We start from the raw sequence: 15,612 nt of genomic DNA on the forward strand, positions 1-15,612 counted from the left end.
GCCGCCATCGACCATGGAGCGCAGATGGGTTTTCCGCCAGCCGGCTACCAGGCCAAGCCGGGCAGTGTCCTCGACGTCGACCGCGCCTTCTACGACCGGATCGCCGGTGGTGACCGGGAACTGGTCGACGAGTTCGTGATCCCGATCCGGTCGGGCCGGGCGTGGGAGGTCCCCGCCGGGGCGTTGTGCCGGTTGATCACCACGGCCGCCGGGCCGCAGGTCGGCGATCTCAACCTCTGGAACCGCCACAACCCGCGTGAACGGCTGTGGGCCGCGCGGACACGGCAACTGCAGAGCGCTCATGTCACGACGTACGACCGGCTCTGGTCGACGTTGCCCTATCTGCGCCCGTTGGTGACGATCACCAAGGACACGCTGGAATCCTATGGCGTGGACGAGGACGGCGGCCGGGTGCACGACCTGCTCGGTTCACGCTGCGACCCGTACGTGAACCGGATCCTGACCGATGAGGATTTCGACTTCCACTGCCACTCCAACCTCGTGCGCGCTGTCATCCCATACGGGCTGACCGAGTTCGACGTGCACGACGTGCTGAATGTCTTCCAGTGCACCGGGTTGAACAGCGAGGACAAGTACTTCATGAAGGCCTCACCGGCCAAACCCGGTGACTACTTCGAGTTCTTCGCCGAGCAGGATCTGCTGTGCGCGCTGTCCACGTGCCCGGCAGGCGACCTGTCGATCCCGTTGTGGGGACCGGACGCGCGGGATCCGCTGGAGGTGTGCCGCCCGATCGCGGTCGAGGTGTACCGGCCGGATCCCGCCTCGCTGGACGGCTGGCAGCCGCCCGTGACATCGGGGTATCAAGGGCTGCACGGGATCCAGTTGCCCTAGGCCCGCTGGTCGATCAGCCGCTCCAGGCCGTCGAAGTACCGGAGCAGCCCGAATTCCCTGCCGTTGTCCCGTGTTGAGCCGTTGGTCGAGGCGGTCGCCGCGCTCAACGCGGGGAAACGGTCGCCGTGCCGGTGCAGCAGTTCCCGCATCGTCGGCGTGACTTTCTTGTCGGCGTCCCACGGCTGGGTGCCCGCGGTGGTCATCGACTGGGTGTTGCGGATGAGTCCGAAGAGGATGAACACGGCGTCGAGCTGCTCGGCGCCGTTCAGGCCGGTGTCGGTCAGCGCGCTGACGGCCGACTCGACCCAGCCGAGTTCGCGCGGGCCCATCGGCCGGTCGCCGAGCGTCGCCCACGGCAGCCACGGGTGCTCCTGCCAGACGATCGAGAGGCGCCGGGTGAACTCCTCCAGCTTGCCGCGCCACCCGCCTGGCACGTCCCGCAGATCCGGTGGGTCGCCGACGGCCAGTTCGATCATCACCGCCAGCAATTCCGCCTTGCCCGAGACGTAGCGGTAGAGCGCCATCTTGGTGAATTCGAGCTCGCCCGCCACGCGCTGCATGGAGACCGCCGTGAGCCCGTCGCTGTCCGCGATCCCCATCGCGACCCTGGCGATCCGCTCGGCGCTGAGCGCCGGTTTGGGGCCGCGGCTCGGCGGCTCCCGCAGGCCCCACAGCAGTTCGACCACGCCTGCCTGATCGCCGAAGACGCTGTCCACGTCACCCGCTTCCCCAAGGGGCTTGTCGGCCCGCGAAAACTGTGTCTAGCATACACAGCGTCCGCCGGAAACAGTTTACGGCCGGGTCAACACTTTACTGGTGGGAGTGCGTTCGCATGAAGGTCATGGTCCTGATCAGGGCGACTGAGGACATGGAGAACGGCGTCATGCCGAGCGAGCAGGTGATCACCGAGATGACGGCCTTCAACGAGAAGCTCGTCAACGCGGGGATCATGGTCGGCGGGGACGGGCTGCACCCGAGCGCCAAGGGGGCGCGGGTGAAGTTCGAAGGCAAGAAGACCAGCGTCATCGACGGCCCGTTCGCCGAGACCAAGGAGCTGATCGCGGGCTACTGGATCTGGCAGGTCGACTCGATGCAGGAGGCCATCGAGTGGGTCAGGCAGGTGCCCAACCCCGACGGCGAGCACAGCGAGATCGAGATCCGGCAGGTCTTCGGGCCGGAGGACTTCGGCGACAACTTCACCGAGGAGGCGCGCGCCAAGGAGGCCGAACTGCGGGCCAGGACCGAGGCCTGACCGCTGGCAGCGCGGCATGAGTGGTTACGGCTCGCGTAACCACTCATGGCGGTTCTATTGCAGGTAACCCTCGACTTGCTGCGTGGGGCGCGCCTCGGCGCTCTCCGGGTCCGCACCCGCGCCGCGGCGGGCCCGCCGCTGGCGCAGCAGGTCCCAGCACTGGTCGAGCGATTCCTCGAGTGATTTCAGTCGCGCCTGTTCCTCGGCCGAATCGATTTCCCCGGCCACGCTGCGGTTGCGCAGCTCGTGTTCCTGATCGACCAGACCACGGATCTGGGCGAGGATGTCACGTTCGTTCACAACCTGAGATTAACCAGGTCACCCGGCTCCCGCTTCTCAGCCGCTTTGACCTAGCCTCATGGTTGTGGGGAGTATCCGCTCGCGAGTCACGGCCTGGTTCGCACGCATCTACCTGAGCCGTGTCCGGAAAAAGGGGCTCGACCTCGGCAAGCTGCCGATACCCGAACCCGCGCTGATGCCGTTGAAGCGCAACGGCCTCGACCCGGTGCCCGAACTCGGGCAGATGCGCTCCAGCGCACCGGTCAACAAGCTGCCGATGCCGTTCGGGATCAACCTCTGGCTGGTCAGCGGTTACGATGAAGCCAAGGCAGTGCTGAGCAACACGAAGGCGTTCAGCAATGACTTCGCTCACTTGCTGGGAACGGGCGCGACCAACGTCAGCCAGAACCCCGGCGGCCTCGGGTTCGCCGACCCGCCCGTGCACACCCGGCTGCGCAAGCTGCTCACGCCCGAGTTCACGATGCGCCGCCTCGCCCGGCTCACCCCGGGGATCAAGGCCATCATCGAGCAGTGCCTCGACTCGATGGACGAGGCAGCGGGCCCGGTCGACCTGGTCGCCGAGTTCGCGCTGCCGATCCCGTCGCTGGTGATCTGCGAGCTGCTGGGCGTGCCGTACGACGACCGTGACGACTTCCAGCGCCTCGCCATGGCCCGCTTCGACCTGTTCGGCGGTGCGGACGCCTCCTTCGGCGCGATCTCCGAGTCGCTGGAGTACCTGCTCGGCGTGGTCCGCAAGCAGCGGGAGAACCCCGGCGACGGCCTGCTCGGCATGATCATCAAGGAGCACGGCGACGAGATCGAGGACCTGGAGCTGGCCGGACTCGCCGACGGCGTGCTGACCGGCGGTTTCGAGACCACCGCGAGCATGCTCGCGCTCGGCGCGCTCGTGCTGCTGCAGAACGAGGACACCTTCACCCTCATCCGCGACGACGACGCCGCGATCAGCGGATTCGTCGAGGAGATCCTGCGGTACCTGACTGTCGTGCAGGTCGCCTTCCCGCGCTTCGCCCGCGAGGAGATCGAGGTGGCCGGCCAGAAGATCAACAAGGGTGACGCGGTGGTCGTGTCGCTGAGCGGTGCCGACCGTGACGGTGCGCTCGGTGACAACCTGGACACGGTGAACCCGCACCGGGAGCCGACCTCGCACCTCGCGTTCGGGTATGGGGTACACCGTTGCATCGGTGCCGAGCTCGCCAGGATGGAACTTCGTGCCGCGTATCCCGCGCTGGTGCGTCGTTTCCCGGCGATGCGGCTGGCCAAATCCGCAGATGAACTGGAGTTCCGGAAGGTGTCCATCGTCTACGGCGTCGACTCGCTCCCGGTGCTGCTGAAATAGCGCTGGGTAACGTTTTCGTCGAAAAGGGTGGGCAGGCCCGCTGTCGGGCCGATAGGTTCCGGACACCACATTTTCACCGAAGCGTCATGCCCTGGCGTCGCCGCGTCGGCGGCTGGGGAGCGCGCAGCGCCCAGGGGATGGCTCGAAACGGGGGTGTCCCTTGTCCACGCGTCGACTCAGACACGCGGCGTTACTCGCGGCGGCGACGCTGATCTGCGGCGCCGCACCGGCTCTCGCCGACCCGGCGGCGCCGGCTTCCGCTGAGTCGCCGGCCGCGCCACAGCAGTCGCAGCAGCCGCAACCTGAACAGCAACCACAGCAGCCACAGCAGAAAGCGGAGCCGTCGAAGGCCGCGGACCCGGCCCCGGATCTCGCGCTGGCCGTGACACCACTGCCGGACAAGGTCTCCTTGGTGGAAGGCCAGTCGTTCACCGTCTCGGCCAAGATCACCAACAAGGGCACCGCCGAGGCCAAGGGCATCAAGGGCGCCGTGGAGTCGGTGTCCGGCGCGACGTTCGAGGTGCGGGCCTGGTCCGACGGCCTGAATGCCCCACTGGCGCCGAACACGGCCCGCGACGTCGTCCTCACCGCGAAACTCACCAAACCGACGGCGGACAAAGGTGAGCTGCGGATAGTCGTCCAAGGCGACGGCGACGCCACCGCGAACGACAACGCGCAGACGCTGACCGTCCCGATCATCCAGCCGACGAAGACGGGGGCCGTCGGCGGAGTCGTCTACACGGACAAGGACAACAGCGCCACGTTCCAGGACGGCGAAGGCTTCGCCGACGTGACAGTGACCGTCAGCGGCCCGCGTGTGCCGAGCCGCGAGGCCAAGACCGACGCCAAGGGCAAGTTCGAGATCGCCGGTCTACCCGCCGGGTGGTACGAGGTCAGCACGCCGCCGCAGCTGGCAGGCGGATGGGTGGTGGCCGGAAAGACCGCCGTCGCCGTCGACGGCTCGGACGCCGCCAAGAAGCTGGAACTGCGCGCGACCCGGCCGCTGACCGACGGCCTGCTGGTCTCGGCGAAGTTCAACGAAGGGCCGTACAAGCCCGGTGACACGGCGAACCTGACGGTCTCGTTGACCAACAACGGACCGAGCGAGGCCAAGAACCTCGTCGCGATCTGCGACATCGACGCCGCGGTCCACCTCGCCGGCACGGAGAAACCCGCCAACTGGGGCGAGCTGGCCACCGACGGCCCCGGCGTGACGCTGAAGGCAGGAGAGGCCAGGACGCTGCAGGTCAAGGGCACCGTGCCGGACGCTGCCATCGAGCAAGGCGTGGTGTTCGTCTACTGCGAGCTGCGGGACAAGAACAGTTCGAGCACCGCGGGCAACCCGTTCATCTTCACGCTGGCCAAGGTGCCCGGCAAGAACGGCACCGGCAGCGGGACGTTCTTCCACGACAAGAACGAGAACGACGAACTCGACGGCGAGCCCGGTGTCGGAGCGCTGCCCGTGACGTTGCTCGACCCGTTGAACGGCAATGCGATCGGGTCGGCCACGACCGGCGCGGACGGCACGTTCCGGTTCGCCGACATCCCCGCGGGCTGGTACATCCCGGTTCTCAAGGGCCCGTGGAAGCTCAAGAAGAACGAGTTCCTCGTGGTCGGCACCGGCGAGATCGGGCAGGACCAGCTCATCCCGTTGCTGCGCGGCCCGCTGCGGGCGGATCTGGACTCCGGCACCCCGCCGACCGCGCCGCCCGCCTCGAACGACACCGCGGACAACCAGAGCCAGAACAGGACGCTGGCCAGTACGGGTGCCAACGTGATCGGCCTGACCATCGGCGGTGTCGCCGCGCTGCTGCTCGGTGTCGCCGCCGTGCTGTTCACGCGCAAGCGCCGCCGCGGCTGAGTTCGCCTGCCTGGCAAGGCCTTCCGGCGCTTGCCAGGCAGTTTCTGGTTTCATGGTCACATGGACAAGCGGCGCTGGTCGCGCTGGGCGGTTCGGGGCTTGGTCATCGGTGCCGGGGCGGTCGCCGTCGCGATCGGCGGGAGCATGACGTGGTCGTACACCGCCTCCGGCGGGCACCGGTTCGGCGCCGCTGACGCGCCGGCCGCGCCCGTGGCGATCGTGTTCGGCGCCAAGGTGCAGGACGACCGGCCGCTGCCGTTCCTGGCCGGGCGGCTGGACGTGACCGTCGACCTGGTCAGGGCGGGCAAGGTGAAAGCCGTCCTGGTGTCCGGCGACGCAGACGGCACGTCGGGCAACGAGACCAGGGCGATGACCGCGTACCTCGCCGCGAAGGGCGTCGACGAGAAGATGATCGTGGCCGACGCGTCCGGCCTGGACACGTACGACACGTGCGCCCGCGCGGTCCGGGTTTACGGTGTCGACCGCGCACTGCTGGTGACGCAGTCCTATCATCTCCCGCGGGCCGTCTCGTTGTGCCGGAGCCTGGGAATGCGGGCCGACGGCGTCGCCGCGACCTGCGACTGCACCACCGGCAGTCTTGTGCGCAACCGTGCGCGGGAGTGGCTGGCCACAGTCGGCGCTGTTCCGGAGGCGATCTGGAACCGTGATCCAGCCGTGCTGTCCACACCGGACGGTTCGGTGCGTGACCTGACCTCCGCCCAGTCGCCGGGTACCCGGTGATGGCATGATTGCGCTGGACCAGAGGGGGAACCATGGCCGAGGACGAGCACAGCCCGCCGGTCGCGAATCTGCCTGAGTCGACGTGGTCACCACCGCCGTCCCCGCCTGCGGCCCCGGCGGACGCGGGCCGGCGGCACAACTCCCCGCCGGCGATCTTCGCGGTGCTCGCCGTGCTGGGCTTGATCGTCCTGGCCATCGGCGCACCGGGCCTGGTCACCACCGAGGTCGTGGGAGTCGCGATCGCCGGGCCGACCGTGGAGGGCAAACCGAACGCCGCCGCGCCGCAAAGCCCGCCACCCGGTGGGACGACGAGCGCGCCGACCGCGCAGCAACGCCCCGCCGGTGACGACCTGACCAGCGCGAACCCGCTGCTCGCCCCGGGACGGCAGTTGCCGCAGATCACCTGCAAGCTGCCCGCGTTCGGCCGGTCGGCCGACCAGTTGCGCGCCTACTACCAGGCCATGATCGGCTGCCTCGACGAGGCGTGGCGGCCGTTGGTCGAGCAGACCGAAGGTGACTTCGAGTCACCGGCGCTGTCGGTCGACGACAACCCGACGAGCACCTGCGGCACCCCGAGCAAGCAGGAGGCCGTCGCCTTCTACTGCCCGCGGGACAAGGGCATCTTCATGCCCCGCAACCGCGTCACCGAGTCCATGGGCAACAACCAGGGCGGCCACATCATGGTCCTCGCCCACGAGTACGGCCACCACGTCCAGGCGCTGACCGGGATCAACCGCGGCATGGGCATCAAGATGACCGGCAAGGACGAGAACTCCCCGGAGTACCTCGAACTGACCCGCCGGATGGAACTGCAGGCCGACTGCTTCTCCGGGATGTTCATCGGCGCGGCGGGCGGCCGCGGGTCCATCACCAAGGCGCTGAGCAACTCGGCGTCGTCGGCGTTCCGCAGTTCGGTCGCGGACAAGACCCACGGCAGCGTCAAACACCAGATCCAGTGGGGCACAGCCGGTGTGAAGAACAACAACACCGCGTCCTGCAACACCTGGCTGGCCCCGGCGGGCGAAGTCAGCTGAGTTTCGCCCAGAGGAACTCGAACACCAGCGCCCACTTGAACGCCAACTGCTCGTTGTCCGCGGCGGCGCCGTGCCCGCCTTCGATGTTCTCGTAGTAGCGCACGTCGTGGCCCTGTTCGCGCATCCTCGCCACCATCTTGCGTGCGTGCCCCGGGTGCACCCGGTCGTCCCTCGTGGACGTCGCGAACAGCACCGGCGGGTACTGCGCTCCCTCATGGACGTTCTGGTACGGCGAGAACGGCTCGATGAAAGCCCATTCCTCCGGCTTGCGCGGGTCACCGTACTCCGCCATCCACGACGCGCCGGCCAGCAACTCGTGATACCGCCGCATGTCCAGCAGCGGCACCTGACAGACGATCGCCCCGAACAGCCGCGGGTACTTGGTGAGCATCACGCCCATCAGCAGACCGCCGTTGCTGCCGCCCTGGATGCCCAGCCGCCGCGGCGTCGTGATCCCTCGGTCGATCAGATCCCGCGCCACAGCGGCGAAATCCTCGTACACCAGGTGCCGGTTCGCTTTGACCGCCTGTGAGTGCCAGTCCGGCCCGTACTCACCGCCGCCACGCAGGTTCGCGACCACGTACGTGCCGCCGCGGGCCAGCCACGCCCGGCCGACGTGCCCGAGATAGCTCGGGGTCAGCGACACCTCGAAGCCGCCGTACCCGGACAGCAGCGTCGGCCTGGTGTGCGGATCCGGTTTGCCGACGACGAAGTACGGGATCTTCGTGCCGTCGGCTGATGTCGCGAAGTGCTGGTGCACCTCGATGTCCGCCGCGTCGAACCGGGCGGGCGCCTGCTTGAGGATCTCCGGCTCGCCGCCGACCACCCCACGCCGCAGCGTCGCCGGTTCGACGTATCCGCTGGAGTTCATGAAGTACTCGTCGCTGACGTCCGGGTCGGTGTCGGTGATCTCCGACAGCGCACCCACGGGCACGCCGGCCAGTTCCGCGCGCTGCCAGCCGTCCGGGCCGGGCGTGAGCACCTCGATACGGCTCTGCACGTCGTGCAGCGTGTTGAGGATGACGTGGTCCTTGGTCCAGCTGTGGTACGTCAGCGACGTGTGCGCGTCCGGTTCGAACAGCACGTCCACGTTCCGCTCGCCCGCGATGAAGTCGTCGAACCTGGTGGCCAGCAGGCAACCCGCGGGGTACGTCGTCTCGCCGACCGTCCACGCCGAACGCAACGTGATCAGCAACCACTCCCGTTCGACGCTCGTCTCGGCGTCGTCCGGCACGTCGATCCGGAGCAGGTCACCGGATTCGGTCCGCAGGAACCGCTCGGAACGGTAGAAGTCGATGTTCCTGCCGACGAAGTCGCGCTCGAAGCCGGGCGTCGGGTCGTGCGTGGCGTACACCGACACGTCCTCGGGCTTGCCCTCGAAAACGGTGACCGCGTCGGCCAGTTCCGTGCCGCGGCGCCATTCCTTGACGATCCGGGGATACCCGGACGACGTCATCGAATCCGGCCCGAAATCGGTGCCGACGTACACGCGGTCCGCGTCGATCCAGCGCAGGAAGCTCTTGGCCTCGGGCAGTTCGAACCCGCCCGGCACGAACTCGCGCGTCTGCAGGTCGAACTCGCGGACCACAGCCGCGTCCGCGCCGCCGCGCGACAGGTTCACCAGCGCCAAGCGGTAGTCCGGGCGCAGCACGGCGGCGCCGTCCCACACCCAGTTCTCGCCTTCGCGCTTGCCCAGCTCGTCCACGTCCAGCAGCAGCTGCCAGTCCGGCTCGTCGCGGCGGTACTGCTCCAGCGTCGTACGGCGCCACAGGCCGCGCGGGCTGGCCGGGGTCTGCCAGAAGTTGTAGAGGTACTCACCGCGGCGGCGGACGTACGGGATCCGGTCGTCCGCGTCGAACACCGCGCGGATCTCGTCACGAAGTTCCGCGAAGCGCGCGCCGCCGGTCAGCTCGGCGACCGCCTCCGCGTTGCGCTCACGCACCCACGTCATTGCTTCGTCCGCGGTAACCTCTTCCAACCAGAGGTAGGGGTCGTCGTGCTCACTCATGACCCCAGTGTGTCAGCCGTCCCGCCAGGATGCGAGAACCGAGTCGATCTTGGACCGGATGGCGGCCCTGGCGTCGTCACGGTCCACTCCGGACATCAGCAGCCGGTCGTACTCGGTGTCCTCGTGGCGAATCGACGCCACCACCGCCCTGGTGATCGCCTCCTCGTCCAGCGCGCGGCCGGCCGCCGAACGGCCGACACGGCCGCTGCCGCGCAGCCCCGTGTGCCGGGCGATCGCGTCCGCCCGGCCGGGCGGGCAGTGCGGGAACAGCGTCCCGATCAGCTCGGTCATCCGCGCGATCAGCGCGACGTCCTCGCCGGCCCGGCGTTCCCGGTCGCGGTCGCGGCGCCGCAACCGCACTTCCTCGTCGGCCAGGCAGGACTGTTCGGCCTGCTCCATGGCGGATTCCTCGACCAGGATGCCCTGCCGCTGGTAGCGCTTGCGGCCCTGGTCGAACCGGACGACCACCGCGGACAGGCCGCTCGCCTTCTTCGCGCGCCTGGTCAGCGTCGCGTTGCCCGCGGGCAGGAAGATCAGGTGGTCCATGTCCGCGCAGGTCAGGCACAGCGAACCGGCGTTGTCCATGATCATGTACGGGCCGGTGTCGGCGCAGCCCGCGCACGTCCACTGGGCCTGCGGGATGATCACGACCAGGTCCGGCGCGGTGTTCTGCTTGCGTGTCAGCGTTTCCCGCCGCTTGTCCGAAAGGCCGGGCGACGTCCAGTGCATCCGGTACGCCCGTTCGGCCGATTCGTCCTGCCGCGCGGTGAACCTCAGCTCGCGACGGCCGCGATTGGTTGACACGTAAGTGCTTTCACCGGGGGTGAGGCCCTTGTCCTCGGCCCACTGCCGCAGGACCGACCGCGCGTCCGCCAGCTTGGCCGCGTCGACCGCCGCGATCGCCTCGAGCGACGCGACCTGCTCGCGTTCCCACCGCTCGATCTTGTGCAGCCAGCCCATCCGCCGCAACACCCCGAGCGGGGTGACGATCTCGGCCTCGGCCAGTTCCCGCTCGGCCGCGTCGACCACCCGGCGCGCCAGTTTCCCGGTCGGTTCAAAACCCATCGTCGTGCGGCTCCTCGTGGCGGTAGCGTGCGCTTCCATGATTTCAGCCGCCCGGATCGCGCGCGCCGCCGAGTTGCCCGCTCTCGGCGAGATCGAACGCGCCGCGGACGGTGTGTTCTCGTCGGCCGGCATCGTGTTCCCACCCGGCCCGGCCGTGGTCGAGACCGCGACCGACCCGGCGGACGTGCTGGTCACGGGCGACCCGCCGGTGGCGTTCGCCTACACCGGTCAGCTCGACGACCACTTGCACCTGCACCAGATCGCTGTCGATCCCGCGCACGCGAAGCGGGGGATCGGCACCGCGCTGATGCGGGCGGTCTTCGCCCGGGCCGGGGCGCGGGCGGTGACGCTGACGACGTTCGCCGACGTGCCGTGGAACGGCCCCTGGTACCGCAAGCTCGGCTTCACCGTGTTCGACGAACCAGGCCCTGAACTGGCCGGACTCGTGATCGAGGAGCGCGAAGCCGGGCTGGACGCGCTCGGCGAACGCCTGGTGATGATCCGGCGGTCACCGAGCGGAACATAACGGACACATCCCGCGATCTGTTGCTGATCACGCGTGAAGGCCTAACCTCCTTGTAAGCAGGGTCACACCGGTGGTTGGGATGGAGGCGCCTGATGCGGATTGCCGACTTGTTGCGCAGCAAAGGGTCCAACGTGGCGACAGCCGAACCGGGCACCCCGGTGAGAGTGCTGCTCGCCGCGCTCGCCGAGTACAACATCGGCGCGATGGTCGTCATGGCCGCTGACGACAGCGTGGCTGGGATCGTCTCGGAACGGGACGTCGTGCGCGGCCTGAACGAATACGGAGCGGGGCTGCTCGACGTGCCGGTCGACGACATCATGAGCACCGAGGTGTTCACGTGCGGCTCCGAGGACTCGGTCGACAGCCTGAGCGTGCTGATGACCGAGCGCCGGATCCGGCACGTGCCGGTGGTCGACGGCGGCAGGCTGGCGGGCATCGTCAGCATCGGTGACGTGGTCAAGAGCCGGATCAAGAAGCTGGAAGAGGACCAGCAGCAGCTCGAGGCCTACATCACCCAGGGATAGCGGCCCTGACCCGGTCGCGTTCGGCGTCGGTCAGCTCGACGCCGAACGTGCCGGGCAGGACGTCGAGGATCTCGGTCGTCGTCAGGGTGCGCTTGTCGGTCCGGCCACCGGGCTCCGCCGTGGTCAGCTCGGTACCGACCAGGGTCTGCCGGTGCTCGGGCGTGGTCGACTGCACGATCAGGCGACCGACGAACGGCGAATCCGGCGAGTTCGCCACGTAGAAGTTGGCCGCCGTGAAGTCGCACAGGTACTGGCGCTCGGTCGTGAAGCCGTACAGGTCGAACCACTCACCCGCGGTCAGCGACTGCAGGACCCACTGCTCATCGACCCTGGTCAGCCGGAAGGTCCACGCGCCCTGCCGCATGGTGCCTTCCTCGAACGGCATCGGCTCGAGCAGGCAGCCGCCGCCCCAGCCGACATCCGTGACCCACTGGCGGCCGTCGACCTCGGCGATGGCCATCATGTGCGTCTTCGGCCTGGCAGGCCCGCCGCCGACGCGCGGCCGCGCGGTCAGCCGTTGGACGGAGATGCCGAGCCGCTCCAGCGCGGCCGTGTACAGCAGGTTGTGCTCGTAGCAGTAACCACCGCGCGTGCGGTCCAGCAGCTTCGCCTGGATGCTCGCCATGTCGAGCTTCGGCGTGGAGCCGAGCAGGACGTCGACGTTCTCGAAAGGGATGGCTCTGACGTGCGCCGAGTGCACGGATCTCAACGAGGGCTCGGTGACGCCGATCTTGCGCAGATACGCGTCGAGGTCGAGCTCGTCGACCGCCCACTCTGACATCGTCTACTCCCGCCAACCCAGTAGTTCCACACCGCGAGCCACGTCGACCCGGAAGCCGACCCGGATCCCGGCGCTCGAACCGGCGTCCAGTTCCAGCTGCCACGTCAGCTCACCGAGGTCGGTGCGCCGCTGCGGCTCCGGCGAGCAGCTGACGTCCCTGACCGCGATCCCGTCGTCCCGCGACACCGGGATTTGGTCAACAACGGTGACCTTCGTCGCCCGCCTGCCGTAATTGTGGATCTCGACGAGGTATTCCGCCTCCCGGCGCCTGGTGCCGCCGATCACAGCCTTGCCCGCGGTGCGGCGGACGAGTTCGCGCTCGACCCGGATGGAGTCGTCGACGCCCAGGTTGAGCTCGGTCTCCTCGCCGGGTGCCCAGGTGTCCAGAGTGGTCGTGCCGACGAACTCGGTGCCGTGGAAGACCGACGCCTTGCCGGGGCGGAGCGTGTGCTCGGAGCTGTTCACGGCGGTGGCGCGCAGGAACGCCTCCAGCCCCTGCACCGGCGCGGTGACGTGGTCGATCGTCGCCTCCAGCGCCAAGACCGCCACAGTCGCACGGTGAGCCGTGCCGTCCGATGGCACGGCGACATGCCCGGCCGGACGGTAGGTCGTGGCCGCTTCGCCGTGCTCAACAGCCATCACGGGCTGCGGCGCCGCCGCGTCGAGCGCCATACCTCCGTAAACCGCGTGTTCAGCGGCGACCATCGGTGCGGGCGGCGGCAACGGGCGCTGGCGGTCGAGGTACCACGGCGTCAACTCGGGGATCGTCGCGGTGACCGCGGGACGGGCGGTCGACAACGCGAGCTCGCACTCCGGCCAGTCCTCACCGGTGAACTGGGTGACCTCGGCGTACCAGGTGAGCGCGAGGGCCTGGCCGTCGAGGCGGATGTCGTAGCCGGACGACCACGCCGCCTGGTTGACCACATAGGACAGTTCAAGCTCGCCGGAGCCCTCGACGTCGACCAGCACGGCATGCCGGTCCGGGGAATGGTGGGCGTTGAGCGTGGCCAGTTCCCGGCCGACGGCGTCGAACTCCTCCTGGACACGCAGGCGCCGCTCGGCCAGTTCCCGTTTTCGCCCAAGCACTTGCCCGAGCTGATCACCGAGCGCGCCGGTGAGGTCGGCGACACGGTCGGGCTGGATCTCGCCCTTGGCCAACGCTTTCGCGAACGAGCCACCAGCCTTGTGACCGAGCCTGTCCAGCAGTCCGGCCCGGCTGTCCTCCACAGCGGCGTGGTCGGCCAGTTCCTGCAAACGAGCGGTGAGGTCCCTCGCTGTCTGTTCGAGCTCGGCGACGCGACCGTCCTCCGAGCGCGGGTTCTGCTCGACGACGACATCGACACCCAGCACGGTCACCTGACCGCCGACCCGCACGGAGTCACTGACCAGGTCCAACGGCAACCCGCCGATCCGCAGCCGACCTCCGACGTCGACGGAGGCACGGCGCGTCACGCGGGCTTGCCCGGGATAGACGGTAACGGCCACAATGGGTGCTTCCACAGTGCTGGTCACGTCGCGAGGCTACCGCCATACTGTGACAGTCACCCGTTGTCGAAGGGCCCCGGCGGGCCACACCGCCGTCATGACAATGACTGATGTCAAGGAGCACACCCCGAAGCGCGGATGAGCGCCCAGATGTGGGTGCGGACCCCGGCAGAGATCCGCCGCCAACGGCGCAGGAAAGCCCACCGCTGCCTGAACCACCTGATCATCGCGCCCCTCTGGCCCATGCACGGCGCGAACCTCGGGACATTGCTGCGAACGTGTGACGCGGTCGGGGCGTGCCTGGCGGTTCCCCGTTATCCGTGGGTTCCCCAGGCACTGGAAACCGGCAACACGTTGCGGCAGCCGTCGTGCGTGCACTGGGTCAACAACCCGCTGCGGTGGTTGCGTTCGCAGCGAACTTCGGGGAGCCATGTCGTCGGCGTCGAGTTGACCGACGAGTCGGTTCGGTTGGCTTCGCTGCCCGCCGCTCGCCGCCGGACTGTGGTGGTCCTCGGGCACGAGCGGGATGGCATACCTGTTGAGGCGACTTCGCTGTTGGATGTGGCGGTGGAGATTCCCATGGTGGGAACTGGTATGAGCCTCAACGTGGCGGTGGCGGGTTCGCTGGTCGCCTACAAGCTCGCGGGACTCGTGTAGGCAGTGAGGGCTCGCCAGGCGGATGCGTTGACAAGGAGGATTCCGGCGTCGCGATTCTTGGTGTCACGAATCGCGACGGCACCGGGGACAAGGGCGACTTCGACGCATGCGGACTCCGACCCGCTGGAACTGGACTTCCGCCACCGGGCTGTCTCAAGATTCATCTTGTCTCAGCTTCTGTCGTAGTAGGCGGCCTTGTCGGCCAGGAAATTCACCGATTCGAGTGGGTCCAGCGCTTCCTTCGCCAGGGTACCGGCTGCGGACTGGAACGAGGCCACGTGTTCCGGCTCGTCTATGAACCCTGACGACCGCTTGTGCTCCAGCAGAACAATGGGGCGGTCCTTGCGAAACTCCAGAGTCATGAACGAGCCGTCGAGGCCGGTATGAGCCCCGTGGGCGAACGGGATCACTCGCACTTCGATGTTGGGGTACACGACGAGGGAGATGATGTGACGTAGCTGTGCCGCCATGACTCGCGGCCCACCGACCGGCCGACTGATGGCAGCCTCGTCGATGATGGTCACGTACCTTGGGCAGGTAGGCAGGGTGAGGAGCCGCTGCCGGTCGAGGCGAGTGTCAGCCATGGACTTGGCGGTCGCCTCGGAGAACTGGAACCCCGACATGAGCGCGTGGATGTACTCCGGTGTCTGCATAAGGCCGGGGACGCGGAGCATCGCGACGTCGACAATGCGAGTTGCTTCAGCCTCGAAGGTGATCAAGGCACGCAGGTGCTCGGAGCGCACATCACCTGTCGTCTCCCACCAATCCGGTAGGTTCGCTTCGCGGGCCATCGTGAGCAGCCGTTTCCGCTCCGGGCCCGTCACGCCGTAGGCGACCAGCAGTGCCGACACGTCTTCCGGGTTGGCTGCGCGGTTGCCGGGTTCCATGCGGTTCAGGGTCGCGGGGGACATACCCACCCGTCTCGCCGCTTCCCTGGTGTTCAACCCCGCCGCGTGCCGGAAATCCTTCAGTTCGGCCGCAAGCCCACGGGTCCTTGCCGTTCCGCGCTTCTTCTGCATGCGCGCATCACATCGTGCGGATCTTGGTCCGCGCCACTACACGATCGAGTCACTTGTCTCCAGTGGCGGGACAACAAGGCGCTGGCAGAAAACCGGATGCTGTGAGGATTCTCGGCTGGCACCATCTCCTGCGGTACCGCAGGGGTTGGAGGGCGCCGCGAACAAGGAGCT

Annotated in this window: 17 protein-coding genes; 9 read left to right on the forward strand and 8 right to left on the reverse strand. The window is 68.2% G+C overall.

Annotated elements, in window-relative coordinates:
- Nucleotides 1-24: 24 nt before the first annotated feature.
- On the forward strand, nucleotides 25-852 hold the full coding sequence (locus AOZ06_RS14205; protein ID WP_054289822.1) for a DUF1989 domain-containing protein: 828 nt from the start codon (nucleotides 25-27) through the stop codon (nucleotides 850-852).
- Here AOZ06_RS14205 and AOZ06_RS14210 read toward each other — a convergent pair.
- Nucleotides 849-1,568, reverse strand: a complete 720-nt coding sequence (locus AOZ06_RS14210; RefSeq protein WP_054289823.1) for a TetR/AcrR family transcriptional regulator — start codon at nucleotides 1,566-1,568, stop codon at nucleotides 849-851. The two genes, AOZ06_RS14205 and AOZ06_RS14210, sit on opposite strands and share 4 nt — an antisense overlap.
- 116 nt (nucleotides 1,569-1,684) lie before the next feature.
- Here AOZ06_RS14210 and AOZ06_RS14215 point away from each other — a divergent pair, with 116 nt between their 5' ends.
- Nucleotides 1,685-2,104 carry a YciI family protein gene (locus AOZ06_RS14215; RefSeq protein ID WP_054289824.1) on the forward strand — a complete coding sequence of 140 codons (420 nt, stop codon included), beginning with the start codon at nucleotides 1,685-1,687 and terminating at the stop codon, nucleotides 2,102-2,104.
- A gap of 54 nt (nucleotides 2,105-2,158) precedes the next feature.
- Here the strand turns inward: AOZ06_RS14215 and AOZ06_RS14220 are convergent, their stop codons facing one another.
- On the reverse strand, nucleotides 2,159-2,404 hold the full coding sequence (locus tag AOZ06_RS14220) for a DUF2630 family protein (RefSeq protein WP_054289825.1): 246 nt from the start codon (nucleotides 2,402-2,404) through the stop codon (nucleotides 2,159-2,161).
- A gap of 58 nt (nucleotides 2,405-2,462) precedes the next feature.
- Here AOZ06_RS14220 and AOZ06_RS14225 point away from each other — a divergent pair, with 58 nt between their 5' ends.
- From AOZ06_RS14225 to AOZ06_RS14240, 4 genes are all read left to right on the forward strand, one after another.
- Complete coding sequence (locus tag AOZ06_RS14225; RefSeq protein WP_054289826.1) at nucleotides 2,463-3,740, forward strand: cytochrome P450; 1,278 nt, start codon at nucleotides 2,463-2,465, stop codon at nucleotides 3,738-3,740.
- Nucleotides 3,741-3,900: 160 nt separating this feature from the next.
- Nucleotides 3,901-5,601: an LPXTG cell wall anchor domain-containing protein gene (locus tag AOZ06_RS14230; RefSeq protein WP_054289827.1), complete on the forward strand. Its 1,701-nt coding sequence runs from the start codon at nucleotides 3,901-3,903 to the stop codon at nucleotides 5,599-5,601.
- Nucleotides 5,602-5,661: 60 nt separating this feature from the next.
- Nucleotides 5,662-6,342 (forward strand): SanA/YdcF family protein, encoded by a 681-nt coding sequence (locus AOZ06_RS14235; RefSeq protein WP_054289828.1) that lies wholly within the window; start codon nucleotides 5,662-5,664, stop codon nucleotides 6,340-6,342.
- 32 nt (nucleotides 6,343-6,374) lie between these two features.
- A complete protein-coding gene (locus AOZ06_RS14240; RefSeq protein WP_054289829.1) occupies nucleotides 6,375-7,376 on the forward strand; it encodes a neutral zinc metallopeptidase in 1,002 nt (333 codons plus the stop codon).
- Here the strand turns inward: AOZ06_RS14240 and AOZ06_RS14245 are convergent.
- Nucleotides 7,369-9,384 (reverse strand): prolyl oligopeptidase family serine peptidase, encoded by a 2,016-nt coding sequence (locus AOZ06_RS14245; protein WP_054289830.1) that lies wholly within the window; start codon nucleotides 9,382-9,384, stop codon nucleotides 7,369-7,371. The genes AOZ06_RS14240 and AOZ06_RS14245 overlap by 8 nt on opposite strands.
- 12 nt (nucleotides 9,385-9,396) lie before the next feature.
- Complete coding sequence (locus AOZ06_RS14250) at nucleotides 9,397-10,449, reverse strand: DUF2293 domain-containing protein (protein WP_054289831.1); 1,053 nt, start codon at nucleotides 10,447-10,449, stop codon at nucleotides 9,397-9,399.
- 37 nt (nucleotides 10,450-10,486) lie between these two features.
- Here AOZ06_RS14250 and AOZ06_RS14255 point away from each other — a divergent pair, with 37 nt between their 5' ends.
- Entirely contained in the window at nucleotides 10,487-10,975 is a 489-nt protein-coding gene (locus tag AOZ06_RS14255) for a GNAT family N-acetyltransferase (protein ID WP_054289832.1), read from the forward strand.
- Between the two features lie 92 nt (nucleotides 10,976-11,067).
- Nucleotides 11,068-11,499, forward strand: coding sequence for a CBS domain-containing protein (locus tag AOZ06_RS14260; protein ID WP_054289833.1), 432 nt, complete (start codon nucleotides 11,068-11,070; stop codon nucleotides 11,497-11,499).
- On the opposite strand, the gene AOZ06_RS14265 is transcribed toward AOZ06_RS14260, so the two are convergent.
- Nucleotides 11,486-12,280, reverse strand: coding sequence for an arylamine N-acetyltransferase family protein (locus AOZ06_RS14265; RefSeq protein WP_054289834.1), 795 nt, complete (start codon nucleotides 12,278-12,280; stop codon nucleotides 11,486-11,488). The genes AOZ06_RS14260 and AOZ06_RS14265 overlap by 14 nt on opposite strands.
- A gap of 3 nt (nucleotides 12,281-12,283) precedes the next feature.
- Nucleotides 12,284-13,792 (reverse strand): mucoidy inhibitor MuiA family protein, encoded by a 1,509-nt coding sequence (locus AOZ06_RS14270; RefSeq protein WP_054289835.1) that lies wholly within the window; start codon nucleotides 13,790-13,792, stop codon nucleotides 12,284-12,286.
- Between the two features lie 111 nt (nucleotides 13,793-13,903).
- Between AOZ06_RS14270 and AOZ06_RS14275 the strand changes: the two genes are divergently transcribed.
- Nucleotides 13,904-14,422 carry a TrmH family RNA methyltransferase gene (locus AOZ06_RS14275; protein WP_054289836.1) on the forward strand — a complete coding sequence of 173 codons (519 nt, stop codon included), beginning with the start codon at nucleotides 13,904-13,906 and terminating at the stop codon, nucleotides 14,420-14,422.
- Here the strand turns inward: AOZ06_RS14275 and AOZ06_RS53855 are convergent.
- Nucleotides 14,398-14,586: a DUF397 domain-containing protein gene (locus AOZ06_RS53855; protein ID WP_083471683.1), complete on the reverse strand. Its 189-nt coding sequence runs from the start codon at nucleotides 14,584-14,586 to the stop codon at nucleotides 14,398-14,400. The genes AOZ06_RS14275 and AOZ06_RS53855 overlap by 25 nt on opposite strands.
- A gap of 6 nt (nucleotides 14,587-14,592) precedes the next feature.
- The gene (locus tag AOZ06_RS14280) at nucleotides 14,593-15,441 is read right to left on the reverse strand and encodes a helix-turn-helix domain-containing protein (protein ID WP_054289837.1); all 849 of its coding nucleotides are present in this window, start codon (nucleotides 15,439-15,441) and stop codon (nucleotides 14,593-14,595) included.
- Between the last annotated feature and the right edge of the window lie 171 nt (nucleotides 15,442-15,612).

The sequence above is a fragment of the Kibdelosporangium phytohabitans genome (assembly GCF_001302585.1).
In the GTDB taxonomy this organism is placed as follows: domain Bacteria; phylum Actinomycetota; class Actinomycetes; order Mycobacteriales; family Pseudonocardiaceae; genus Kibdelosporangium; species Kibdelosporangium phytohabitans.